We start from the raw sequence: 25,386 nt of genomic DNA on the forward strand, positions 1-25,386 counted from the left end.
TATGACATTTGGAGAATCTTATCTTACACATATGAAATGCCTAGAAAATGTAGGGCTTTTGCGTGTCGATGAAATAGAGCATAATGGGCAAAAAATCGTGCCAATACAAGTGCTAAAGACGCTTTTACCCGATCCAGCCTCTCTAGCGCCTCGAACCAAAGGGCAAACACACATAGGCTGCTTTATCAAAGGATACAAAGATGGCAAGGAACGCACAATTTATATCTACAACATTTGTGATCATCAGACTTGCTACAAGGAAGTCAATGCCCAAGGTGTGAGCTACACTACAGGTGTGCCTGCGATGATTGGAGCAAAACTGATTTTGGAGGGTAAATGGGGCATAGGAGTGGCAAAAATACCAAATAACGCAGATAATAGCGATATGCCAAAAGGTGGGGAATATCAAGGTATAGATAATGCAGCAGAATTCGCAGATTCTAATAGCTATCAAGATGGAAATTTATCAAATAACCAAACCAACTTTGTTACAAACACCAATAAGACGTTACAAGGAAGTGGTGTGTGGAATATGGAGCAAAATGACCCAGACCCATTTATGAGTGAGCTAAATAAGCAAGGCTTGCCCTATGTTGTCCTAGAGATAGAATCTAACGGAGAGACAAAAGTGCTAGAAGACGGTAGAAAATAGTAATGATAAGGACATATTGTAAGATTTTATTTCTAAGTATAGCCCTTTGTCTTGCCCTCAGTGGTTGTGCTACTATGGCGTATTATTCTACAGAGCAAGACCCACAAATAGCATTTGACAAGCAAAAACCGCTTACTATCTATTTAGGCGAAAATCCAAGTGTTTCTGATAAAAAATTTGGACTTTTGCTAGGCGAATTAATGGTAAAGGAGGGATTTTCTATCAATGGATTTAATACAGATATGAAACAAACTCCCTATGCTCTTGGTTTTGATATAGAGACAAAATCTTCCAATTATACAGGAAGCTACAACTACATGACATACAATACACAAAGGACTTATATAGCTGGCACATATTCGGGCAATGGATATAATCCCGGGACAACGATTACGACGCAAGTGCCAACTACCCATACGCAGGTTTATACAGGAGTTTATGTTTATAAGCTTATCAGAATCTATATTTTTTCTCGAGAGCAAAAGGAGCGCACACTGCTATGGTATGGTGGTATCCATGTGAGTGTTAGAGACTATGATAAATACAAGGAAAATGCCATAAGAAATCTCATCAAACTTATAGGGCAAGATTTTAAGGGCGATTTAGACATTAGCAAAAATCCTCAAGATTTAGCCAATACAGATTCTGTGTGGTAAGAGTCAGGAAGAATCAATGAGCTTATTATGGAAAATGTTTTATCACATATTTTTAAAAAAGCCAAAGAAATATAGCTATAAAACTTACAAACAATATAGTAATTTTGACAACGCACAAGCTAACAAACAAAAAGGCGATAAATACGAGCAGCAGATTCTAAAGCTATATAAAAAGCAAGGCTATAAAGTCTATCCGCAAGGATTCATAAAAGGCAAGGCTGATGGTGGAATCGATTTAATAGCATATAAGGGCAATGAGGCACTTTTGATACAATGCAAAAATTGGGAGTATTCGCAGGTAAAGCAAGAGCATTTGAGAATCTTTTTGGGTGATTGCACTGCATATTTAGAGAAAAACCACAAGATTTTTGCTAAAAAGAATGTGCGGAGGGTATTTGTAACCAGCTGCGAGAATCTTGACTACGGCGTAGAGAAATTTTTGCAAGAAAATAATCTAGAGTATAAAATCATTGCATATCAAAGCACAAATTTGCGATATTAAAGATCGTTGTATTTTTAGCAACCTGCTATAATCCTTAATCGAATCTAAATAGTAAAATCTAATGTGTAGAGGAAAGCAGGAAGTAAAAATAGCCAAATGTATCCGGCAAAGCAACAAGGCATAAAAAAGCTAAAAAGCGCAACAATTACACAAGCATAGCATACAAAGGCACTCAAGCAGTATAAGAGGATAAGTGGCATAATCTCTAAGAAAAAGAAATAATGTTAAATTTTGACTTTAGCAAGCTACAAGAGAAAGATTTTAAAGAAGATTCTGTGCGGGAATTTATCCATTGTGCCACTTTTGAAACAATTAGGCTTTTTGCGCCGAAAGATTCTAAGCAATCGCAAAAAAAAACTCTAGGCTAGAAATAGTTTTATCACTAAAGCTTACAAGTCCCACAATTACAGGCAGTAATGAAAAAATCACTTTTACGCGCTTCCTTGATTATGTGCTATATGTGGTTTCTAAGCCCCATTGTGTGCTAGATGCAAAAGTCCCAAAAGTAGAGATTAGCACACAAAGTAAAACAGAGCGACAAGCATTTTATTATGCAATCAATCCTGAACTCAAAGCTCCATTTTACGCACTTTGCAATGGTAAAAGTCTCACGCTTTTTGAAGCTAACGGGCAGAATCTCTCAAAAGAATTTTTATGTGAAGAACTCTTTATAAATGGCTTTGATAACGAAACTTTTGCACTTTTAAAGCAGTATTTAAGCACCTCTATACAATCTTTAAAGCAAACTCTAGCCCAAGATTCTAAAACACCTAAAAAGCCTGATACTTGGTATCTAGCTAGAGAATTGCCCAAGGCAATTTTAAGTCCTAAAAAACAAGCAAAGTCTCGCTACTTTGGCTGCACAGCCTACTTCACGCGTCAAAGTTGGGATATCGTAACCCAAAATATCAAAAATTTCACAGACAAGGGTGATGTCGTGCTAGAAGTAGAATCTAGCGGAAGTTTTAAGGTGCTAGAAAATGGGAGAAATACGCCTATCTCATATCTGGAATAGGCGTTCATACAAGATATCAACATTAACTTTGGGTGACGCATGGAATCCGTCTGTATGGAGGTTATGCAAGTGCGCGTGGCGGTTTAGTAAATATATGAGGTAAATAAGAAGTAGATGTAGATACCAACAATACCTCACGACGTCTTCCTGCTAGTAGCAGCGCAACTTATACTGTTCTTTCAAACATTCCAAATATCTAACCAAGACTTTCCTCATCTCCTAAAGCAACCCTAACACCTTAAAACTGCATCTGAATATGATCGATATCTCTCCATTTGAGCCTATACTGCGTGCTATCTTTTTTTTCCACTAACGCTTTCAGCGCACTAAAGGCATTGCGCACAAACATATCAGTCTCGATATTCACACGCATACCCACCTTATAATCTTTAAAAAGTGTATTTTTGAGTGTATGCGGAATGATAGTCAGACCAAAACCCTGCACACTTTTACTCCCTGCTGTGAGACTGACACCATCAACACATACAGAACCCTTAGGCAACACATAATCCAATGCCGTATTTTCCAATCTAATAAAAAAATCACTCTGTTCTTTTGTGTGTATAATCTGAGTAATCGTGCCGATACAATCAATATGCCCCTGCACAATATGTCCATCAAGCCTAGCATTTACTTGCAATGCAGGCTCGATATGCACACGACTTTGTGGGATAAATCTCTCCAAAGCAATGGACTTCTTGCTCTCCATACTAAGCTCTGCGCTAAAACCAAAAGTTTCTCTACTTATAGCTGTAAGACATACGCCATTTACAGCTATAGAATCTCCGATGTCTGGTTTATATATACAAGCTACCTGAATCTTACTGCCACTATAGCCATGTATCTTGCCAATCTCTCGTATCAACCCACTGAACATATAACCCTCAAACAAGCCTTATTGTGCTACAATTCTAGCCAAATTTTGCGAGACTTGAAAGCGCCATATTCCCACACCACACAAAGATTCAATGTTGAAGGCAAGCCAAAATGCAAATGCAAGCCACAATACAAACAATAGACACGCATTGTCATTTAGACAATGAAGTTTATAAACAAGATTTAGAATCTGTGATCACTCGTGCCTTGCAAGCTCAGGTACAGCAAATGATTATCCCCGCTGCTGATATGCGCACACTAGAAAGAGCCAGAAGCCTTGCTAATAGATTTGAATCTATCTACTTTGCTTCTGGCGCACATCCTTACGATTTAGAATATTTTGAGATTGATAAAGTGCGCGAATATGCTTTAAACGATAAATGTGTAGCTATTGGTGAATGTGGTTTAGATTTTTATGGCTTGCCAGAGAAGCAAGAAAATGAAAGCGTACACTCTTATAAGCAAAGAATCATTGCCTATAAACAAAGACAAATACATGCCTTTGTATCCCAGATTGAACTCGCACTAGAGCTACAACTCCCCTTAATCGTACATATCCGAGAAGCTTCACTTGAAGCATTTAAAATTCTCGAAAAATTCAGTAAACAAGGCTTAAAAGGCGTCTTACACTGCTACAACGCTGATAGAATCTTATTGGATCTGAGCGAAAACTTTTACTATGGCATTGGCGGGGTGAGCACTTTCAAAAATGCACACCAACTTCTTGAGGTCCTCCCACTTATCCCAAAAGAGAGGCTTTTGCTAGAAACTGATGCGCCATATCTCACACCTCATCCACACAGAGGCACTCGCAACGAGCCAAGTTATATACCACTTATCGCAGAAAAAATCGCAGAGACTCTTGGTGAAAGCATAGAATCTATCGCGCGACTTAGTACGGAAAATGCTTATAGATTATTTGAAAAAATCGCAGAATTTGGAAAAGACCTACACGCTAAACGCACCAAAAACCTAGAAAGGATACTATGAGCTGTATCAAAAGAATATGTATATTTGTATGCTTTATGACATTACAAGCGAGCGAATACCACTCATACGATAGTACTAGCCCTAGGATCTTACGATCCTTTGACTTGGATTCACAATTTTTGCCACAGCAGTATGAGCAAAGAGATGCTATAAAAGAAAACTCCCAGTATTTTTTGAAACGTTTTGAAAACAGCTATATGTTTATCCCCATTATCCGTAATATGATAACCCAAGAGAGGCTGCCACAAGAATTTCTCTTTGTCGCGATGGTAGAATCAGAATTTATCACCAATGCCCAGAGCTCTAAGCGAGCTACGGGAATCTGGCAAATTATCCCCACAACCGCAAAATCATTAGGTCTTGAGATAAATGACTATATAGACGAAAGAAAAGATCCTATCAAAAGCACTCGCGCTGCACTTATGTATCTCAAATATCTTTACAACCAAACAGGGCAATGGTATCTGGCTGTAATGGCATACAACTGCGGATACACTCGCCTACAAAAAGCTATCCAACAAGCCGGTGGAGACACCTCCTTGCATGTTCTCATCGATGATAACAAAAAATTTCTTCCGCGCGAAACCCGCAATTACATACGCAAAATAGTCGCAATGAGCCTGCTTTTTAATGACGTAGACTTCTTGAAGGAAAATGATTTAGAATACCTGCTTAATCGTGGTGCAACCAACACACTAGCTACGCTTAAGTTCAAAAGCGGCGTGCCACTAGGACTTATAGCAAATAGCATTGGATTAAGCCTCAAAGAATTGCGCAAATACAATACGCACCTCAAATATGCATTCTTGCCACCCGGACCAGCGAGCAAGAAGTACAATGTCCATATACCCTATGAAAAACTCGCTCTTTTCTTGCAAAACTTTGATTCCAGTAGCTATAAAGCGAATTCTGCGTTTGTCCTACATAAAGTACAAAAAGGAGAAACCCTCAGCTCAATCTCGCGCCAGTATAAAACTACCATTAGCGAACTCAAACGTATCAATGGGCTCAATAGTTCATTGCTCACAATCAAACAAAAGCTTGTAATTCCCATCCCCAAAAAATCAACCCGAAAAAACATTAACTGAAGGTTACCATGAGAGCATTCTATATTCTGTTTATGTTGTGTTTGGGGCTAAATGCCGCCGATAAGCTCGAAGTGCAAGCAAAGACTTTCAGTAGCGACGATAAAGCAGGCAAGACGATACTCAAGGGCGATGTTTTTATCAAAAAAGGCAATGATAAGCTTTGGGCAGATGTTGTAGTCATCAAGACAGATTCTAAACGCAAACCTTTAGAATACACCGCTACAGGCAAAGTAAGATTCTATGTAGAAACACAAGATGGTAGGAAAATCAATGGGAGCGCGCAAAAAGTAGTCTATAACACAGTAGATAATGAATACCGCTTATATGAAAATGCAAAAATCCAAGAAAAAGACAGCCCAAATACTATAACTGGTGAATTTATCACGCTTAATAACAAAAAAGGACAAGCCTACTCTACAGGCGATAAAGACAAACCCACAACACTGATTTTTATGCTTGATGAAGAAAAAAAATAAACCTTATGCAAGCCAAAAAACCCACATTTCTTACAAGCGCACAAAACATAAACCAAGCCCCAAGCCCCATATATAGCGAAATAGCATTCTTAGGCAGGAGTAATGTAGGAAAGTCAAGCCTCCTCAATCTCTTGCTAGGCACAAATCTTGCAAAAAGCTCCAACACACCGGGTAAAACACAATTAATAAATTTCTTTCGTGTAGAGTGGCAAAAAAATGACGAAGAGAGATTCCCTTTGGTCCTGGTTGATTTGCCAGGCTTTGGGTATGCAAAGGTGAGCAAAGATTTACAATCCCAATGGCAAAAGAATCTGGGAGAGTTTTTAGAAAAACGCACAAATATAAAGCTTTTTTTGCACTTGCGTGACAGCAGGCATACTGCATTGCCTCTAGATGAGAAGGTTTTAGGATTTTTACAACATCTCAAAAACCCAGACCAAGAGATCCTCACACTCTATACAAAGGCTGATAAACTAAATCAAAATGCCATAGCAAAGCTGACAAGCAACGGGGCACTGCTGACTAGCACAGAGAAAAAATCCCATTCTAAAATCTTAAATGCAAGCACTCTTAGGGCATTGATACTCAATAAAACACTGGGAATCTAGCGCTTGAGATTGATAGCTTCCTTGAGCAAATCATCGCCTGTGTTGAAGGCCTTTGCATTCATCGAATAGCCTCTTTGCATGACAACCAAATCAGTGAGCGCACTCCCTACATCAACATTGCTTGTTTCTAGGTACTTATAGAGTATCGAACCAAAGCGCAAATGCTGCCCTTCCCATCCAAGCAAAGGCTTTCCACTGCTTATGTACGCATCGCCATAAGCGACTAAAGTACGCGGATATACTCCCCTCCACCCAACAATAGAGCGCGCTCTATTGACATAAGCATAGCTATTGCCTGAAGATTCTGTCATCTCAAAAAGATTACCACCAACTTTTCTTAGACCCTGATCGTTGACAAAAGCCGATATGCCAACTCTCCCCATTGGCTCCATCACACCATTGCTAAAAGAAAGGAAAATAATTCCATCTCTATCAATTCTTATATCCTGTAGATGCCCTTCACTACGACCATCTTGATTCGTCTTATTGATTTGGGAATCTTGATAGAGCCTATTGGAGCTTGGCTTATCAGATGTGCCAGAAAGATTGTAAGTGATTTGTCTGTTGTCAAAACTGAGCGTTATTGGCTGTGTGATTGGAGTGCCATTTTCATCAAAGGCAATCTCGTGTATAAGCTTCTCTCCGACAGGAATAGTTCCATCTTTATTAAAAATCTGTGTTTGCACCTCCCAAAGCTCATTTTGTTTTGGTTGTGTGGTGGAGTTGGCAGAATTAAGCAAATAATAATGGCTTTGTAATAAAAACTTGCTTCCGCTCTCATCATAAATCTCAACATTACTCTGATAACTTGGTACCTCCAAATAAGCACTCTCAAAAGAATCTGCACTAATCTTTTTCCATCCTATCGGATCTTTGAGTGGATTTGAACTCCCTGCAATCTGTCGCATATAAAGCTTGTCTTGGTATCTTACAATCGCTTTTGGCTCATAGCTCTCATTTTCGACAAAATCTTTTGCTAGCCCTGTTTTGGAATCTCCAATCTCCTCCCAACCACTCTCAGTAGGCTTCTCATTCTCACTCTTTTCTACCTTGCGATATACCTTATCTTCAAAAATCACAAGCGAGCCTACTTCATAGCTCACACCATTACGCCATTGCTTTAGAACGCTTGTATCAACAATCTCCCAATTTTCGCGATCCTCAAAAGGATTACTATTACCCAAACTTCCTTTGTATGTAAAAATCACACCATCAAGACTCACAAGATCACCCTTTTCATATTCTTTGTCTTGTACATACAAAGAAGCTAGAGTGCTTCCAAATCTCTCATTGCGTCCAGAGATTCCAAGTTTTTGTGCAAGACTGCCGCTTATCTCAATATCACGAGCATGAAAAGATGTGTTAAAAATCTTTAAGCCTGTTTTTGCGCCAACTTCTCCATCAGGCAATCGCACCAAATCAAGTCCCAACCCTGCCTTTTGTGATAAAAGTGCATCCAAATCTTTGAAAGTCACAAAATCCTTGCCATAAGTAAATTCAAGCTCTTGTGTCTTGTCATCTGTCTTGATAGTGACTTTGAATCTATCAAAGGTCGTAGCATCAAGAGGCTGGCCATTTGTGGCAAAGGCATTCAAATCCGCTTGCCAGAATCTCGCTTCATCAAACTTCCCATTATTATCCGCATACACTTCCAAAGCATTGATAGTGTTTTGAGTCTTGTTCAGATTGATACTCGCTGCAACCTGTGTGGTAGCCACTGGTTTGTAGTAGAGATCTTGGGGAATCTGCAAGGGCTGCAAATTCCCACTAGCAAGCTTTGTGAAATCCTCATCGCTATTATTTGATGCGCTAAATACATTGTTTTGTATCTTGCCCAGATTGACCCCATACATATACAGCCCCTTGGAATTGACTATATAGCCCTCCCCATCTCTGCTAAAATTCCCATCTCGCGTAAAATAGGTCTTTTGCTTGGCTTGGTAGCCAGCATCTGTGATGCTAAATTCTCCGTTTTTATTCTCCCCTACGACAAACCAGCCCTTGCCCTCATATGCCACGCTAAATTCATTGTCACTTGCCTTATAGCTTCCGCTTCTTGTAGAGATGGCATTGCTAGAACCAGTTGCACCATAGTTGTAGTCGTTTGAGACAGGGGAGTTGGCATTCAAAGAATTGAGCGAATTTGAAAAAAGACTTTGGAACTGCGGCTGATTCTCACGATAGCCTGTGGTATTGACATTGGCGATATTGTTTGCAATAGAATCCACGCCAAATTGGTGTGTTTTGATTCCGCTATATGAGCTCAAAAGCGTGGCATTCATCAAGATTCCTTGTTGTAAAACTCAATAGCGCTCTCTAGTGGCAAAATCATATCGCCCATCCTTAGCATTGGCACACCTTTATCAAAGATCACACTCTGTACTTCACCTCTACCAACTCGTGCAGTGCGGTATTGGCTTGTTGTCTCATCAAGATTGTATTCTGCGCGGATGTTGTAGTTTCCAGATTCTGCTTGCGCTCCATTATCATCAAGCCCATCCCAGCTAAACTCCACATAACCCTTTTTGCCATCAAATTCTTTGAGTGCGATAGTGCGAACAAGCTGGTTTTGCGCATCAAAGATCGAGATTTTAGAATCACCCTTTGCGCTTGAGATAGCTTCATCAAAGTAAATCTGGAATTGCACACTTTCACCAGAGGTAAGTTTCACACCAAAAACATCAGTTTCAGCGATCTTGCCTATCATAGAAACAGAATTTAGTGCGTGCAAAGAGGCATTTGCAGTGTTTGTGTCCGCTGTGTTTTGCAAGCTCTGGTTGAGTGATTCTAAAGCCTGCTTCATTGAAGATTGGAATTCTTTGAGCTCTTTGTTTGTCTCTTGGGTAGATTTCATCGCTTCTGCAACTTCTACCATTGTCTTTTTATTCTGCTCTTGCATTTCTACTTGGGTAAGCTGTGCTGTCTGGGTGATTATCTTATCTGTCTCCATTGGTGCGGTTGGATCTTGGTTTTTAAGCTGCTCTAAAAACAATCGCATAAAAGCATCATGACTGAGTTCATTGATATTTTTTGGATTCTCTTTTTGTTTTGCAATCTTTGTATTTGCACCTGTTATCTCGCCTAAATCGACCGCCATATCTACTTCCTTTTATGCATATTTTGGAATCCTAATCTCCATCATCGTAGGTATTTCCTCATTTTCTTGCAAATCTTCTAAGCTATTTTCATTCCTCACAAAATGGGAATGCTCTTGTTGTCTGTCTTGTTGTTGGTTGCTCTGCGAAAAACTTAGCTCCACATTCTCAAAGCCAATTTGTTGGAGATTAGAGCGCAAGGGCTCTTGGTTTTGCATAAAAATAGCAAGAGCAGTTTGATTTGAGCTCACCTGCACAATCAAATCACTCCCATTTTTAGAAATCACAAGTTCAAGAGTCCCGAGATTTTTTGGATTGAGCTCTAGGGTTATTTTGCTAATTGGTGGTTTGTAGTTTTGAATCTCCTCCTTAAAAGAGGAAGCAAAATGGCGCACAAACTCATTTGCTACAACACCCCGAAAGCTCGTGTGTTGGTTTTGTGTTTTTACTGCTTGGAGTGGCTGTATAGTAGCAGCCTCTTTGACTTCTTTATTATTGGAATGTGAATTAGGAGAATTTGGCGTCTTTGTATGTTTATATTCGCTTTTCTCCATAGATTCTGAGAATTCCTCAAATTCCTCCAAAAAATCCACAAACTCATCTACAAACTCATTTTGCCTCAGTTGTGTATTTTGCAAAGCCTGCATAAGAGTATTAGCCCTTAGTGTGTTTTCTTGCTGGTTAAAATCTTTGCGTTGAGATTCTTTAGCTAGCGCATAAGATACACCTAATTCTTTGAGGTCTTGGAACTTGTATGACTCTAGCAAGTCATTTGTGTCGTTGGGGTAAATCCTTTTGGCTAAGTAATGAACTCAGCGAAACATTATGTTCGTCTTTGCTAGAAGCAACATAGATATTTGAAATCTTAGCCGTTACATTTTTTGGCTTCTTTTTTCCTCGATTGATTATTGCTACACGCTCGCTTTTGGATTCGAATTCATAGTCAAGTTTTTGTGTGGCTGAAAGTGGCTTTGATTTAGTATCAGATAAAGCCAAGCCTGCACTGATTTTAGTCGGATTGAGATTATGCTCATTAGCCACATCTAGAACATCTTGGAGCGTTTGAGAATCATGCTCCTCTATATTTGGCTGTGTCGGCTTTGCTATTTGCTGTCTAAGCGCACTTGCAAGCGGGACAGATTGCTGCATTTTTGAGGCTTCTTTTACTAACTCTCTTGATATATCCTTTGGTAACTCTCTTGGTATGTCTTTTGATAGCTCCTTTGATATGTCTTTTGGCAACTCTTTGGATATATCCTTTGGTAACTCTTGTGCAGGTAGAGGGATGCCCTCTGTAAGCAATTGAGAATCTTCTGGCACTTGAGCTAGCTTCTTTGTTATAACTTCATGGCTATTTTCAAGGGAGTTTTCTGCAGGCTTGGAAGTTTTTTTAGATATCTCTTTACTGGTGTGTATATTTTCTGGATTTTCACCCAATTTTTCACCCAAATAGCTTTTAAAATCCCCTTTTGGCTTGTTTTTCGCATTATTCACAATCGCCTTATTTTGTGTCTGTAAAACATCTTCTACCATCGTATTGTCCTTAAAGATTTGAGTAATGTCCAAAACTTTAAGCAAAGAACATTCCTTTGTTGGTGGATAAATCTCGCTCTTGCCTTACCTCATAGCAAATAAGCTATAATGCCTCCCATTTAACCCACAAAGGCACAAAGTGCAAAGACAATGCAGCCATTGCCACCTACTCTACCAAGAACAAGAACTCAAAAAAGTTATTACACAAGATTCTGAAGACAGCGAGCAAGAATTGTATTTTTGCTGCAATGGTTGCGAGAGTGTGTATTTTTTGCTACAAAAAGCGCAGTTACAAAGCTTTTATACCAAACTAGGCACAACCACCCTAACGCCTCCTAAGAGTGTGTCTAAGAATGACTTGGGCTTTTTTGACTCTCCGGGATTTAAAGAGAAATACATCCGCACGGACAAAAATGGCTTATTTTCCTGCTCTCTTATCCTTACAAATATCCACTGCTCTGCGTGTGTATGGCTGAATGAAAAAATCCTCAATGCACAAACTGGCATAGAATCTGCCTATATAAACTATACAAACAACAAGCTCCTGCTCACTTGGAACAACTCTATAATCTCGCTTTCACAAATCATACAGCTCATCCGTTCTATTGGCTATGACGCACTTGCCTATGACTACAACCTAGGCGAAGAGCAAAACAAAGCACAGACAAGCGAATATTATATGCGCGTGATTGTGGGGGTGTTTTGCACAATGAATATTATGTGGATAGCTATCGCGCAATACAGCGGATACTTCCTTGGTATAAGCCCCAGTATTACAAATATCTTAAATATTGCCTCTTTCCTACTCTGCTCCATAACCCTGTTCTACTCCGGCTTTGTGTTTTATCGGAGCGCGTATTTTGGTTTCAAATCTGGCTTCATAGGAATGGATATGCTTGTAAGCGTAGGCGCTAGCTTGACCTATCTCTATTCAATCTATGCAGCCCTAAGTCATAGTGTCGAGAGTTATTTTGAATCTGTAAGCATGATTATTACCTTTGTGCTGGTTGGAAAATTCTTAGAGATACGCACCAAAAAGAGTGCAGGAGAAAGTCTTGAGAAGCTTGGTATGTTTTTGCCCCAAAACATCAATGTAGTTGAAAATGAGCAAGAGAACAATGTGATTGTCAAAAAACCAGAGGAGGTAAATATCGGGGATATTATCCTGGCTCTACCTGGAGAAAAAATCGCATTTGATGGCATACTGATCTCGCCAAAAGGTCTTTTTGACTGCAAAGCCATTAATGGCGAAAGTCTGCCTGTCTCAAAGCGCAAAGATGAAGAAATCTTCTCAGGGTTTATCAATCTCAACCACAAGATTCTCTATCGCGCTAACAAAAGCTTCCAAGATAGTCTTATGAGTAAGATTCTCTCACTTGTAGAGACAAGCCTTACACACAAACCACGAATCCAAAATCTCGCTAATAGCATTTCACAGAATTTCTCACGCGCAATACTTTTGATTGCGCTATGTTGCATGATTGGCTGGTATTTTCTGGGAGGTATAGGGTTTGAGCAGTCTTTGATTATCGCTATTTCTGTGATTATCATAGCCTGTCCCTGTGCGCTTGCACTTGCTACACCACTTGCTAGTATTGTAGGAATCTCACAAGCTTACAAAAAGCATATTATTTTCAAGCAAGCAAGCTTTTTAGAGATACTTGCAAAGGCTGAAGTCATGGTGTTTGATAAAACAGGCACACTCACACAGGGAAAGCCCCAAGTCATAAACTCGCATATCTTGCAACCGCTTAGCAACCAAGACAAGTCCTTGCTTTATGCACTGACTACTCTTAGCACCCACCCCATTTCTTTAGGTATCAAAGAATATCTTGCACAAGAGACGCTTACACCTTGTGTTTTACAAGACTTTATCCAGCTAGATTCTAAAGGTGTCAAAGCCCAGTACAATGGAAGCAAAATCGTTGGCGGGAGCTTGGAATTTCTAGAAGAGGAAGGTATAGAAGTTTGCAATCTCAAGCTAGGTCAAAATATGCTCTTTGGTTTTGGGAGAGATTGCAAACTACTTGCTGTCTTTGAACTCAAAGATTCTCTAAAGAGTGGAGCTGCTGCACTTATAAGCTATCTGAAAACAGAAAGGATAAAGAGTGTCTTGTTAAGTGGGGATAGACAACAGAGTGTGAATACGGTAGCTAGAGAAATTGGCATCCAAGAATGCTTTTGGGGATTTTCCCCATTGCAAAAAGCTAGCTATATACAAGAGCTCAAAAATCAAGGCAAAGTCGTAGTAATGGTGGGTGATGGGATAAATGATGCGCTTGCCTTGAGCAAAAGCGATATTGCTATAAGTATGGGCAATGGAAGTGATATAGCACTTTTAAGCAGTGATGTGGTGATTTTAGATAATAGCTTAAAGAGTGTGGGGTACTCCTTGCAACTAGCCAAGCGCACTTATTCTTGCATAAAGCATAATATCGCTTTGAGTATTGCTTATAATGCTTTGAGTATTCCAATAGCACTTTGCGGGCTTGTGATACCACTTTTTGCCGCATTATCAATGAGTCTTAGCTCGCTGCTTGTCGTGCTCAATTCTTTGAGAATCAAAAAAGATTTAGAGTTTGCAAGAGCTTAGGGTTTCAAAAGATTTTGTACATCGCCACTATATTTCATCTGCTCTACTGGCTGTGTGTCAATAAGCTCTGCTATCTCTTGCATATTGACCTCACAGCCTCTAAATTCCTCATCACTATAAGTAAGATGCATATCAGCACTTACTACACCTTTGATCTTGCTTAGTTGCTTGAGTGAGTCTATATCCTCATGAGTACTAGGAGCTTGTATTATCGCGATTACCACACCCTTGGCTTCATCATCAAGCGCTACCTCGACATATTCTACTTTGCCAATCATCTCCAAAAGTTTGCTCCAATCCTGTGTTTTTGCACGAATTATTATGCTTGAGATATTCACTCTTTTTCCCTCCTTCAAATCTTGAAAAAATAAATCTTGCTGCTATCGCTACTTACAACCACAAAATCCTGGTAGAAAAATATGCCATTTACCACACTGTCTATTCCTGTGAGTAAAACTCTCTGTTTATTTACAGAATCCAGTACATACACATTGCCTCTCTCATCACCCATATAAGCGATTCTTTGGCCATCCTCACTAATCCCAACACTATAAACCAAAAAATCTGATCGCACACTCTCAAACCTTCTGAGCTCTTTGCCAGATATAAGATTATAAATACCTACAAGCCTATCATTTCCTGCGCTCACCAACTTCCCCCCGCCAAAAGCCAGACAAAAGACCTTGTCTTTATTGAAATTGCTGAATTTATTGAGAATAGCACCATCTCTTGGGTTGATCACATAGATCACGCCAGATTCCCCAGTAGTGTAGAGAATCTCGTCTTTATTGTTATAAAACATATCACTAAAGCTGGCTTGGGTGATATGGGTTTGGAACACAAAGGAATTTCTTTGAAAATCAAACAATCCTACTTCATGGCTTAAAAACCCAATAAGCACTTGTGTGGGAGAGAACCACACTGCTTTGGCAATATTCTTATCATTTATGACCAATTCCAAACTGCCATTTTTATACAAGCTCAAATCGCGCGTAGCCTGTGCATTAGCAGAAACTATGAGAATATCGCCATTTGCATTTGTCGCGGAATTATAGATCTTAGGTTTATAGCTATTACCAAAAAAATCTTCATAAGGCGGCAAAACAATCTTTTGTGTGAGTTTTATAGAATCCAAATCCGCAATATCATACACCAGCAATGCACCCTGAGTCGTGGAAACAAACAGATTCTTATTTTGTACATTGATAGAAACGACCTCATATTTTGTATCAATACTTACCTTTGGTGTAAGCTCTCTGCCAAAGCTCAGAGCAAACAAGCATAGTGATACAACAAGCAGCTTTTGCAAACCCTCTCCCTTCAGAGTATCTAGCGTGAGCGGAGTTACTTCACACCTTGATTTATCACATCAAGCAGATTTGATTGGTGTTTTTGGTTTTCGCTTGTGAAATCAGGCTTGAAATTATTGCCCACCAAAGGCTTTGTATTTGCTTGTGGCACATGGCACTGTGTGCAGTTAAATCGAGAATCTGCAATGCCCTCCAAGCTCTTGTTTGCACGCAAATCAAACATATGTGATTTTGGCACAGGCGTAGCACCCATATCACTAGCCACATTCACATCATGGCAGCCAATACACGCATTATCTTGTTGTGTTATAGGCGTCATGCCTTCTATATCGTGAGGAATCATAGGTGGGGCATTCTCATAAGCACGCTCTATCCTTTCACTCTCACCTGCTGGCGCAGCGATAAACTGATACTCTCCAAGCTTGACATCCTCGCTTTCAAGCGGGGCTTTACGCAAACCTATCTCTGTATCGCTTACTGATGCAAACAACCCTACACTAACAAAAACTGCAGCCAATACTAAAAACAACAACTTTTTCATTTTCTCTCCTTATTCATAGTTACTATACTAAACCTAAGTGCATCATCATTGCACACTTCTATACAGCGCCCACACTTGATACAAGCCATATCTTTTACTGGCTCACTTCTCTTACCTATCATACTTAGCACCTGTGGTTCTGGGCAGATTCTCACACAATGCATACATTGTGTGCAGTTTTGTGCATTATGCGCAACCTTTAGCACAGACCTTGCGCCAATGAGCCCAAAAGTTGCTCCAAGCGGACACAAATGCCCACAGAATCCATTTTTTAACACAAACAAATCAAACAAAAACACCACCAAGATTCCAAAAAATCCAACCCCCATACCAAAGACAATACCCCTATGCAGCATTGAAATAGGGCTTATCATCTCCCAAGCCAATACACCAAAGACAAACGAAAGTAACAGGCTCAAAAAAAGCACAGCAAATCGTAGATTTCTCGACACAGAAAATTTAAATTTTTCTATCCTAAGCATTGCTCGCAGATAATTACTCAAATCTGTAAGTACATTTATAGGGCACACAAAGGCACAATACCCACGACCCAAAAAGATTCCATAAATCACCACAACCACTAACACCCCTAAGAGTAAGTCCATACTGAGCGCACCACCAGCTAGAAAAATCTGCAAAAATGCTAGCGGATCACTCATGGGTAATACTCCCAGAATCTTTGAACTACTCAGATTGCCTTCTAAAATCTTAAAAGGTAGTAGCTCCTCTTTTGTGTTTGCAATAGCAAGATTGCGCTCATGGGATTCAAATCGTGCTATATCACCCTGGAACACAAGATGTTTTTGGTTATTGATACTTACAAAGGAGCAATTCGCCAAGAAAAACAGTGCCAAAATCGTAACTTGAGAGAATCTGCGCAGAAGCAAATATCTATTTTTTCTTATCCACTTCATCATAGATTCTCGCTATTAAGATAATCAAGCATTTGTTTTTTAGATTCGCTCTTTGGCTGCTTTGGCAAGAGCGAATCTAAGCGATTTTCATCTTGTTCCTCCCAGCCTTTTATGTAATGAGTACCCATTTTCCCAAGCACAATATCTCGTGGCAAAACCCTAATAGAAGCAAGTTCAGTCACACAAGCCTTCTCACACTTCCCACAGCCTGTGCACACATCATTTACGATCATAGGTAAAATCATCGTATGCTTGCCTGTGCGCTCATTGGCTTTGTACTCCAAATAAATCGCTTCATCAATCAAAGGACAAGCGCGATAACACGCATCACATTGTATGCCCGCATAAGCGATACAATTTAATGTATCCACTACAGCGACGCCCATACGAGCTTTTGTAATATCTAGTGAGTTATTTGTGCTCACTAGATTTATATCAAGTGCATCAGTAGGACATGCAGACGCACAAGGAATATCCTCACACATAAAGCATGGAATCTCACGTGGCACAAATATCGGAAGCCCTTTTGTACCTTCTTTGGACAATCTCAGTGTATAAAATGGACATGCCTCTACACAAAGCCCACAGCGAATACAGGAATTTACAAAATCATCTCTTGCCCCAGGTGGATAGAGCCAAAGAGGATTTGACTTCGCCTCAGAGATAAAAGCACTCCAGATAAATCCTCCCAAAGCCACCAATCCCATTGTCTGCATTATGGAATTGAGCGTTTTTCGTCGCTGTATATCCATAGGACATCAGACCTTATAAACCTTCACAGCGCATTTCTTAAAATCTGTCTGTTTTGAGAGCGGACAAGTCGCATCAAGGCAAACTTTGTTGATAAACACATTCTCATCAAACCAAGGCACATATACTAGGCCTTTTGGCGGACGATTCCTACCATTTATCTCAACTTTGGCCTTTACCTTTCCTCGTCTGCTTTCCACCCAGACTTGATCTCCTTGTTTGAGATTCTTATTTTTCGCATCAGCTTCGCTCATATAGCACAAAGCCTCAGGTACAGCACGATAAAGCTCAGGTACACGCATAGTCATGGTACCACTATGCCAATGCTCTAAAACGCGTCCGGTTGAGAGCCATAATGGATACTCTTTGTCAGGCATTTCACAGGGATCCATATATGGGCGGAAGAATATTTTTGCTCTGTTAGTGATTGGTTTTTTCTCCGTGCCATGCGGATTGAGCAAATCACCTTGCATAAGAGCCGCTCCCCCATTTCCATAAAATGCAAACTCCTTGTCTTGAGCAGCCTTTCTCGCATAAGGGTCATATTTGGTGTTGAATCGCCATTGCGTTTCCTTACCATCAACCACTGGCCAGCGCAATCCACGTACCTTATGATAGACATCAAATTCTGCTAAATCATGTCCATGCCCTATACCAAAGAGACGATACTCTTCCCAAAGATATTTCTGCACAAAAAATCCATAACCATCAAACACCTTACCATCACTTCCTTGTACTTTCCTACTATCGCCAAAAACCTCAGAATTCAACACCTTATTTTTCAGCATTGAATCATTGGCATGAAATTTTTTGGCTTTCTCATTGGCAAAAAGATAATCAAAGAGAGTTGTATTTTCACTATAACCTTTTTTCTGAGCTTCTTGCAGCACGCTTTTTAGCTCCAAGTCTGGATAGTCTTTACCCCATACTTCTTTGAGAGTAAATCGCTTAGAAAATTCCAGAATCTGCCAAATATCACTCATAGAATTACCTTGTGGTAATACCTGCTGCTTCCAATGCTGTGTGCGGCGCTCAGCATTACCATAAGCACCCCATTTCTCATAAATCATTGATGAAGGCAGAATCAAATCCGCGACTTTGGCACTGATACCTGGATAACTATCACTTACGACGATGAAGTTATCTAGTTCTCTAGCTGCTTTTATCCAATGGTTTGCATTTGCAGTGTTTTGCCATGGATTATTGACCTGCACCCAAACCCATTTGATTTTGCCATCCTCCAGCGCACGCATCATTGAAAGATATGGATAGCCTGGCTTAGGATTGATTGTACCTTGAGGAAGATTCCAGATCTTTTCGGCAATTTCTCTATGTTTTGGATTAGCCACTACCATATCTGCAGGAAGTCTGTGCGAGAAAGTGCCAACCTCTCTTGCAGTACCGCACGCACTAGGCTGCCCAGTCAGAGAGAATGCACCACTTCCAGGCTTTGCCTGCTTGCCTAAAAGCATATGTACCATATAGCTCTGCTCATTGACCCAAGTGCCTCTTTGGTGTTGGTTAAAGCCCATAGTCCAGAAGCTCACAATCTTACGATCTTTTTGTGTGTAATAGTCTGCAAGCTGCTGGAGTTTTGTCTTAAAAGATTCTAGGCTTTCAGCTTCATCGCCCTTTGCAAGTTGTGCAACAAAATCAAGTGTATAAGGTGCTAAAGCTTTCTTAAAATCCTCAAAGCTGATTTGCCAATGTACATCAGCCTCTGCTGCTTTATTCATCTTGAGTTTATCACCACTTTTTAGTCCAAGATATTGCAAGGTTACACCTTCATCTTTGCTCAAAACCTTCGAGTTTTCTTTAGCCACGATAGGACGCTCTGCTTGCAAGAAGTCTTTATGTTCAGCATTATTGCGCATTCCATAGCCAATATTTACCCACCCTGTGCTAAAGACGCAATGATCTTGTACAAAGTTTTTATCGATAGATTCGGGCTTGTTATAGACAATCTCTCTTGCGATGTAATTCCAGATTGCCAAATCGGTTTGTGGCTTAAAAATGATCTCTATATCTGCAATATCAGAAGTTCTATTGGTAAAGGTAGAAAGATTAACGATTTTCACTCTATCGGCATTTGAAAGTTTTCTATCAGTAACCCTTGACCATAGTACAGGATGCATTTCAGCCATGTTTGCACCCCAGGTTACAACCGTATCAGTAAGCTCGATATCATCATAGCAGCCCGATGGTTCATCTACACCAAAAGTCTGCATAAACCCAACCACTGCACTCGCCATGCAATGTCTTGCATTAGGATCGAGGTTGTTTGAACGGAATCCACCCTTAACAAGCTTAGATATTGCATAGCCTTCTTGCACGGTGTATTGCCCACTTCCCATAACCGCAATACCTGTAGGTCCTAAAGTGTCATAAGTTTTTTTGAAATGTTTCTCCATCTCATCAAATGCTCTTTTCCAACTCACAGGAGTGAATTTACCCTTTTTATCAAACTCGCCATTGCTATTAACACGCAAAAGCGGTTGTGTGAGACGGTCTTGCCCATACATAATCTTGGCGCAAAAATACCCCTTAATACAATTTATCCCACGATTTACAGGAGCCTCAGGATCACCTTTGACTGCAACGATTTGTCCATCTTTTGTAGCAACCATGATCCCGCACCCTGTCCCGCAGAATCTACATACAGACTTATCCCATTTCCAAGATTTCTGTGCATCTTCTCCTTTAGCTAGTACTGCACTTGGCACACTCAATCCAGCAGCTGTCGCAGCGGAGACTACCGCTGCACTTTTAATAAACTCACGACGATTTAAGTTTGATTGCATATTTTCTCCTAATGTGTTGTTGTAAGTGATTGTAAGAAACTGTGTACCGGTTACATATCCTCCTTCGTTGTTTTAGATATAGAAAATCCCATAACCTAGATTTGCGCGAGGATTCTACTATTGCCTCACAGTGAAAGCAATATCTATATTTTTTTATATATTGCTTTATTTACCCTTCATTAATTTATTGATAACTTGGTGACATAAGAATCTAGCAATCAGCATAGGGTTTGCTCCAATACAAATGTTTCTTTTTTAACAGAAACAAAACTCTGCAATCCAGCCAAAACAATTCGCGATTTATCTTGACATGTCCATGAGTTTTAATCTGTGTAATTTGTTGTACAATCCCCGATTTTTTTTAACCCTTCAATTTATTATTTTGGAGCTCTCTTTATGATTCGCAATATTCTTTTGGTTGCTTTTTTAGTATTTTTTAGCAGTTGTTCGTCCAAAAAAGATGTTTTAGGCATTGGCAAATCACCAAATCCACCTACCAAATCCAAAGGTCTCAAACTCGTATCCGGCCCCAACTTATCTGCAAAATTACAGCATCTCAACACCGATAACAAAGCAAGCGATACATCAACCCCAAACTTACTTTTGTTTGCAAATGATGCAGCTTCTAAAAGCTCTACCTCCGACCCACTAAGTATCATGAGTCCTGAAGGAGGTGTTTTAACTCTTTGGGCACTCAATCCTGGAAATTGGGTCTGGGGCTATTCACTCAATGATAGTATAGATTTTGGCTCAGCAAGAATCTGGCGCATACATACTGATTCCAATGGAAATTCCATAATAGAAAATGTAAAGAAAAAAACTTGTTTGACTGCATATGCTAATGGTGTTGTGCATACATATTGTGATTCAAAAAACACCAAACAGCTTTGGAAATTCAATCTTTTTGATAACCAAGCAGTGCAGATTCAAAATGTCGGCACACAACAATGCTTACAAACCCCATCAAAAGCATCAGATCCATATTTTTTCATCTATCTGACAGACTGCGTGAAATCCGGCAAGAAAAACTCCGACCAACAATGGATTATAATCGCAGAACCTCTCGATGCAGACATAGTATTCAGTGTAAATTAGTAAAGGAGATTTATGATACGTATAGTTTTGTTGTTTTTTCTTAGCTGCGGTTTATTGTTTGGTAGCATTGAGGATTATGTCGTTGGCACTTGGAATCTACAAGGTTCCTCAGCAAGCACAGAAAATAAATGGAATGTAAGTGTAAGACAGCTCATCACAGGAAGCAACCCTGTTGATATTTTGATGGTGCAGGAAGCCGGGAGCGTACCTAGGAGTGCTAGACGCACTGGCAGAGTGATTCAGCCTGGGGGAACTCCTATTGAAGAGTATGTTTGGGATTTGGGCACCAGATCACGTCCAACTAGCGTATTCATCTATTATGCAAACATTGATGTAGGTGCAAGACGCGTCAATCTGGCCATTGTGAGTAATAGACAAGCTGATGAAGTATTTGTAGTAAGACAAAGCACTATTGCGCCGGAAGTCTCGCGCCCTGCCATCGGTATCAGAATCGGCAATGAAGCATTTTTCAATATCCATGCTCTCGCAAGCGGTGGCGGAGATGCTACTGCATTAGTTACTGCTGTGCATGATAACTTTCTTGACAGAAGAACTATCACTTGGCTTATTGCTGGAGATTTTAATCGCGACCCTGCAAGTCTCCTATCAGGACTTGACAGGAGAATCTCAAATCACATACATACTGTCTCGCAAAACTCCGCCACACACTTTAGCTCGACAGGTGCAAACAGAATTCTCGATTATGCAGTGGTAGGCAGAAGCTCTCGAGATGCTACTGCGACTTTGGGGCCTATCCCCATTGTAGCCTTATTGATGGCAGCCGGCATGCGCTCACATTTATCCTCTGACCATTTCCCTGTACGTTTTGGAAAGTTCTAAACACAAGGAATCCTAAATGATAAAGAAAATATTAATACTCTTATTACTGATAGTTCATACCAATGCAAAGGATCCTGAGACACAAGACCTTGATGAATTCACACCGCCTATTTCTATACGCAGTGTATTAAGTGGGGATTTTTTAGGATCTGGAAAAGATAGAAATTGGGTGATACGCAATATTCCCGTAACAGAGGATATATTAAGAGATGACCCCTTTGCAGGTTTTAATCTAGGAGCAGTGCAGTTTGTGCTAGTTGATACAAAAGACACTTGTTTAGCAATCTTAGAAACCGGCTTATTTGGAATAAAAAGTTGCAAGGAGGATCTAGACAGAAAAGAATATGAGACACTCTATACAATCATCCCCACGACAACACCTGCTGTGCAAATCCGCTCATTTGTCTTAAGCAAAAATGAATGTATGGTGGCTTTTAAAAATCCACGATTACCCCGTGGGCGTGGTATAGGTTTGCGTCCATGTGATGTGGATAGGTGGCTTAATGTCTCTATGGATGTCCTCTTTTTACTCAATCCTCCTATCCGTGATGCGGTATTAATCAATCCTTAAAGGATAATTGTTTGCTCAAGGCGCAAGCATGCCCCCCATGTTTCTTAAAAATACACAATCTCTTTTGTCTCATCTGCTCATCTTTGAGCCTAGCCTATACGCAGCATACCTGCGATGGACTTATTTGCAGCGGCTATCAGCTTGGCTTTGGCGGATACTATTCACTACAGCATACCTCAATACACGATGCAGAAATTAAAGGCATATACGCCTCTATGCCTTACCGCAGATGGGATAGGTATTATGGAGTGGCGCTTGATACGCAGTTTGGCTTCATAAGCGGGAATGTCAAAGGACCCCACACCTTCACCCCTACACAAAGCTCTTTCTCTGTGGATGGTGCATTAGTAGATATAAATGCGCGCTTTGGTAAAAATATCACCCATGAGCTTGAAAATCCATTTTTTATAGAAGCGCTTATTAATATGAAGCATTTTATCTACTACCAAAGCTCAGGATTCCCCACAAGCGCGATACTCAATCTAGGAGTAGGAATCTCTAGTACTAGACCTTTAAAAAACAATCTATCGCTTACATACACACTAAGCTATGCTTATGGAGTGTATGCAAGCCACACCTACCCTACCCAATACAAGAGAAACACACAAGCACGCATAAAGCCTAATAACCACGAGATTCGTGCCTTTCTCACACTACATATAAGCCAGGATTTTTACACAAGATTTGGCACTATCCTCCAAGCACTAGATTCTGCGCGCGAAGTGACAGACCACCACAGGATAGCAAGTACTTATCCCTCACTCTTACAATTTAGCGCAATGCTTGAGTTTGGATTCCGACTAAAGTAGGACTCTTAGCGCACTTTAAGGCTACTCATCGAATTTTCACACCACTTTTTTGTGCTATTTTTGAGATAAACACACTACTACACTTTTGTGTAGAATCGAAACAAAAATAAAAAAAAAAAAAAAATCAATATTTCACGAGTAAAAATTAATGTTTTACTATAAAATCCTCGGCATGTCCTTGTTTTGAGGGCAATTTTTTCAAGCAGATTTGTATGAAAGCTTTAGTTTCTTTAGTTTGTGCAGGTTTATTGTTTGGCTCTAGCCTTGTAAGTGCTGAGGTTTCTGAAAACTCTTTGCAAGAGTCAGATTCACAATTCCTCTTTGGAGCTGATGCTCAAGAAGTAAAGGTAGCTATCCTTAGCGAACAAGAACTTCAAGATACACAAGGAGCAGCTATTGGTACAGCTATCTTAGCAGGTGCTGCTGGCTGGGCTACACAAAAAGTCCTTAATACAGCTTGGGAGCACACCAAAAAGAAAGGCTGGTGGAAATTTAAATTCTAAATCTGCTTGCATAGCTCTAAGCTATGCGCTCTCTCTGTCATCTTTAATATAAGGAAAATGCATGTTAAAACGACTGTTGGTACTGCCTTTATTGGCTGCAGGGAGCTTTGGTATTACTGAACATCAAAGCATAGGTGTAGGTGGCTTGTATAGCAACTCAAAAGCTACAAATGCTAATGTCAGAGATTCTGGTATCTATCTCAACTTCCGCGGGGATGATACTAGCGAGAATCACAGAACAAAAGTTGGTGCAGAGTTTGAGTATGGTTATGGCACTAGCAAAACTTCAGGCTCTTTGTTTTCTCATCTTGATAAATACGGCTCTAGTGGCAACTTCTCTTATTTAGATATTTTCCTACGATTTGGATTTAATGCCGCTACAAAAGAAGTGCCTTTGTTTATCAACCTCATAGGTGGAATTGATGGATCTATCAATGGACGGAGCAAATTTGATGGATTTGTATTTGCAAGAAGTGTTGCAAAATTTGGTCTAGAAGTCGAAGGAGCACTTCCTCTTGGACAGAATCTCAAGCTCACTTATAGTGCAGCATATCTCTATACAAAAGCCGGATATAGATTTGGTAGGCTTGATGGTGGTGCAACCCCAGTTGTTGATACCAAAAAACCAGGATATGACATCATCGCGAGTGTAGGATTTATCACAAACATTACTCCAAAGATGGATTTGTATGTAAAAGCGAAGGGCAAATACCGAACTTTTGGAGAATCCAAAGGAGCGCCTATTGATATCAATGGCAATGCCACACCGGTTGCAAATATCAGCTATCCAGCAAGCAAGAGTGTAAGTGCTATGGTAGAAGTTGGGGTTATATTCTAAGACCCTCAACTCAGTGCAGATTCACAATTCCTCTTTGGTGCTGATGCCAAAGAAATAAAGGTAGCCATCCTTAGCGAACAAGAGCTCCAAGAAATACAAGGAGCACAATGGGCATTTACAAGGTGGATAACACGTATCTTTATGGGCAAACCACCCTACATCATGCGACCTATAACAAGATACTAACCAGACAACTAAGGAGAATACATGCTAAAAAGGCTGCTTATACTACCTCTATTGGCTCTAGAGAGTTTAGGTGTGAGCGAACACGCCAGCATAGGTATAGGAGGCTTTTATAGCAACTCCAGCGCTACAAATATTAGTATGCAA

General features: G+C 40.1%; 27 protein-coding genes. 16 read left to right on the forward strand and 11 right to left on the reverse strand.

Going from position 1 to position 25,386, the window contains the following annotated elements:
* The 5 genes from CCY97_RS07065 to CCY97_RS07080 all read left to right on the forward strand — a co-directional run.
* The coding region (locus CCY97_RS07065) for a saccharopine dehydrogenase C-terminal domain-containing protein (RefSeq protein WP_276567396.1) at positions 1 to 652 on the forward strand (652 nt) is incomplete at its 5' end.
* A 2-nt stretch (positions 653 to 654) separates the two neighbouring features.
* A complete protein-coding gene (locus tag CCY97_RS07070) occupies positions 655 to 1,308 on the forward strand; it encodes a hypothetical protein (protein WP_112064772.1) in 654 nt (217 codons plus the stop codon).
* A 16-nt stretch (positions 1,309 to 1,324) separates the two neighbouring features.
* Complete coding sequence (locus CCY97_RS07075) at positions 1,325 to 1,810, forward strand: restriction endonuclease (RefSeq protein ID WP_112064773.1); 486 nt, start codon at positions 1,325 to 1,327, stop codon at positions 1,808 to 1,810.
* Between the two features lie 221 nt (positions 1,811 to 2,031).
* Positions 2,032 to 2,178: a hypothetical protein gene (locus CCY97_RS08295; RefSeq protein WP_181562860.1), complete on the forward strand. Its 147-nt coding sequence runs from the start codon at positions 2,032 to 2,034 to the stop codon at positions 2,176 to 2,178.
* 113 nt (positions 2,179 to 2,291) lie between these two features.
* Positions 2,292 to 2,825 carry a hypothetical protein gene (locus tag CCY97_RS07080; RefSeq protein ID WP_146744525.1) on the forward strand — a complete coding sequence of 178 codons (534 nt, stop codon included), beginning with the start codon at positions 2,292 to 2,294 and terminating at the stop codon, positions 2,823 to 2,825.
* Between the two features lie 238 nt (positions 2,826 to 3,063).
* On the opposite strand, the gene ribE is transcribed toward CCY97_RS07080, so the two are convergent.
* Positions 3,064 to 3,702: a riboflavin synthase gene (gene ribE / locus CCY97_RS07085; RefSeq protein WP_112064775.1), complete on the reverse strand. Its 639-nt coding sequence runs from the start codon at positions 3,700 to 3,702 to the stop codon at positions 3,064 to 3,066.
* A 116-nt stretch (positions 3,703 to 3,818) separates the two neighbouring features.
* Here ribE and CCY97_RS07090 point away from each other — a divergent pair, with 116 nt between their 5' ends.
* Genes CCY97_RS07090 through yihA form a run of 4 tightly spaced genes read left to right on the forward strand, consistent with a single transcriptional unit; the run spans position 3,819 to position 6,863 of the window.
* Complete coding sequence (locus CCY97_RS07090) at positions 3,819 to 4,691, forward strand: TatD family hydrolase (protein ID WP_112064794.1); 873 nt, start codon at positions 3,819 to 3,821, stop codon at positions 4,689 to 4,691.
* Positions 4,688 to 5,779, forward strand: a complete 1,092-nt coding sequence (locus CCY97_RS07095) for a lytic transglycosylase domain-containing protein (RefSeq protein WP_112064776.1) — start codon at positions 4,688 to 4,690, stop codon at positions 5,777 to 5,779. Before CCY97_RS07090 ends, CCY97_RS07095 begins: the two co-directional genes overlap by 4 nt.
* 8 nt (positions 5,780 to 5,787) lie before the next feature.
* Entirely contained in the window at positions 5,788 to 6,255 is a 468-nt protein-coding gene (gene lptA / locus CCY97_RS07100; protein ID WP_112064777.1) for a lipopolysaccharide transport periplasmic protein LptA, read from the forward strand.
* Positions 6,256 to 6,260: 5 nt separating this feature from the next.
* Positions 6,261 to 6,863 carry a ribosome biogenesis GTP-binding protein YihA/YsxC gene (gene yihA / locus CCY97_RS07105; protein ID WP_112064778.1) on the forward strand — a complete coding sequence of 201 codons (603 nt, stop codon included), beginning with the start codon at positions 6,261 to 6,263 and terminating at the stop codon, positions 6,861 to 6,863.
* Here yihA and CCY97_RS07110 read toward each other — a convergent pair.
* The 4 genes from CCY97_RS07110 to CCY97_RS07125 are packed head-to-tail and all read right to left on the reverse strand — an operon-like array spanning position 6,860 to position 11,536.
* Positions 6,860 to 9,145, reverse strand: coding sequence for a flagellar hook-basal body complex protein (locus CCY97_RS07110; protein WP_112064779.1), 2,286 nt, complete (start codon positions 9,143 to 9,145; stop codon positions 6,860 to 6,862). The two genes, yihA and CCY97_RS07110, sit on opposite strands and share 4 nt — an antisense overlap.
* Positions 9,145 to 9,960 (reverse strand): flagellar hook assembly protein FlgD, encoded by an 816-nt coding sequence (gene flgD / locus CCY97_RS07115; RefSeq protein WP_112064780.1) that lies wholly within the window; start codon positions 9,958 to 9,960, stop codon positions 9,145 to 9,147. Before flgD ends, CCY97_RS07110 begins: the two co-directional genes overlap by 1 nt.
* Before the next feature lie 12 nt (positions 9,961 to 9,972).
* A complete protein-coding gene (locus tag CCY97_RS07120) occupies positions 9,973 to 10,725 on the reverse strand; it encodes a flagellar hook-length control protein FliK (protein WP_112064781.1) in 753 nt (250 codons plus the stop codon).
* A gap of 1 nt (position 10,726) precedes the next feature.
* The gene (locus tag CCY97_RS07125; RefSeq protein WP_112064782.1) at positions 10,727 to 11,536 is read right to left on the reverse strand and encodes a hypothetical protein; all 810 of its coding nucleotides are present in this window, start codon (positions 11,534 to 11,536) and stop codon (positions 10,727 to 10,729) included.
* Positions 11,537 to 11,630: 94 nt separating this feature from the next.
* On the opposite strand from CCY97_RS07125, the gene CCY97_RS07130 reads away from it, so the two are divergent.
* Positions 11,631 to 14,084, forward strand: coding sequence for a heavy metal translocating P-type ATPase (locus CCY97_RS07130; protein ID WP_112064783.1), 2,454 nt, complete (start codon positions 11,631 to 11,633; stop codon positions 14,082 to 14,084).
* On the opposite strand, the gene CCY97_RS07135 is transcribed toward CCY97_RS07130, so the two are convergent.
* From CCY97_RS07135 to napA, 6 genes are read right to left on the reverse strand one after another with little or no spacing between them, the layout of a single operon-like run.
* Positions 14,081 to 14,422: a chaperone NapD gene (locus CCY97_RS07135; protein ID WP_181562861.1), complete on the reverse strand. Its 342-nt coding sequence runs from the start codon at positions 14,420 to 14,422 to the stop codon at positions 14,081 to 14,083. The two genes, CCY97_RS07130 and CCY97_RS07135, sit on opposite strands and share 4 nt — an antisense overlap.
* 14 nt (positions 14,423 to 14,436) lie before the next feature.
* Positions 14,437 to 15,393 (reverse strand): WD40 repeat domain-containing protein, encoded by a 957-nt coding sequence (locus CCY97_RS07140; protein WP_112064785.1) that lies wholly within the window; start codon positions 15,391 to 15,393, stop codon positions 14,437 to 14,439.
* A gap of 35 nt (positions 15,394 to 15,428) precedes the next feature.
* Positions 15,429 to 15,935, reverse strand: coding sequence for a nitrate reductase cytochrome c-type subunit (locus CCY97_RS07145; protein ID WP_112064786.1), 507 nt, complete (start codon positions 15,933 to 15,935; stop codon positions 15,429 to 15,431).
* Positions 15,932 to 16,852, reverse strand: a complete 921-nt coding sequence (napH, locus tag CCY97_RS07150) for a quinol dehydrogenase ferredoxin subunit NapH (RefSeq protein ID WP_258457093.1) — start codon at positions 16,850 to 16,852, stop codon at positions 15,932 to 15,934. Before napH ends, CCY97_RS07145 begins: the two co-directional genes overlap by 4 nt.
* A complete protein-coding gene (gene napG, locus CCY97_RS07155; protein WP_112064787.1) occupies positions 16,849 to 17,601 on the reverse strand; it encodes a ferredoxin-type protein NapG in 753 nt (250 codons plus the stop codon). The genes napH and napG overlap by 4 nt, the downstream gene beginning before the upstream one ends.
* 6 nt (positions 17,602 to 17,607) lie before the next feature.
* Complete coding sequence (napA, locus tag CCY97_RS07160; RefSeq protein WP_112064788.1) at positions 17,608 to 20,400, reverse strand: nitrate reductase catalytic subunit NapA; 2,793 nt, start codon at positions 20,398 to 20,400, stop codon at positions 17,608 to 17,610.
* A 396-nt stretch (positions 20,401 to 20,796) separates the two neighbouring features.
* Between napA and CCY97_RS07165 the strand changes: the two genes are divergently transcribed.
* The 6 genes from CCY97_RS07165 to CCY97_RS07190 all read left to right on the forward strand — a co-directional run bounded on the left by CCY97_RS07165 (position 20,797) and on the right by CCY97_RS07190 (position 25,056).
* A complete protein-coding gene (locus tag CCY97_RS07165; protein WP_112064789.1) occupies positions 20,797 to 21,495 on the forward strand; it encodes an RICIN domain-containing protein in 699 nt (232 codons plus the stop codon).
* 12 nt (positions 21,496 to 21,507) lie between these two features.
* Positions 21,508 to 22,335, forward strand: a complete 828-nt coding sequence (locus CCY97_RS07170; protein ID WP_112064790.1) for a cytolethal distending toxin subunit B family protein — start codon at positions 21,508 to 21,510, stop codon at positions 22,333 to 22,335.
* Positions 22,336 to 22,351: 16 nt separating this feature from the next.
* Entirely contained in the window at positions 22,352 to 22,906 is a 555-nt protein-coding gene (locus tag CCY97_RS07175; protein ID WP_258457094.1) for a toxin, read from the forward strand.
* An 11-nt stretch (positions 22,907 to 22,917) separates the two neighbouring features.
* Complete coding sequence (locus tag CCY97_RS07180) at positions 22,918 to 23,715, forward strand: hypothetical protein (protein ID WP_112064791.1); 798 nt, start codon at positions 22,918 to 22,920, stop codon at positions 23,713 to 23,715.
* Between the two features lie 212 nt (positions 23,716 to 23,927).
* On the forward strand, positions 23,928 to 24,218 hold the full coding sequence (locus CCY97_RS07185; RefSeq protein ID WP_112064792.1) for a hypothetical protein: 291 nt from the start codon (positions 23,928 to 23,930) through the stop codon (positions 24,216 to 24,218).
* A gap of 61 nt (positions 24,219 to 24,279) precedes the next feature.
* A complete protein-coding gene (locus tag CCY97_RS07190) occupies positions 24,280 to 25,056 on the forward strand; it encodes a hypothetical protein (RefSeq protein WP_112064793.1) in 777 nt (258 codons plus the stop codon).
* Positions 25,057 to 25,386: the final 330 nt, after the last annotated feature.

Origin of the sequence: Helicobacter sp. 10-6591 (genome assembly GCF_003288805.1) — a bacterium.
Classification (GTDB): Bacteria; Campylobacterota; Campylobacteria; order Campylobacterales; family Helicobacteraceae; genus Helicobacter_F.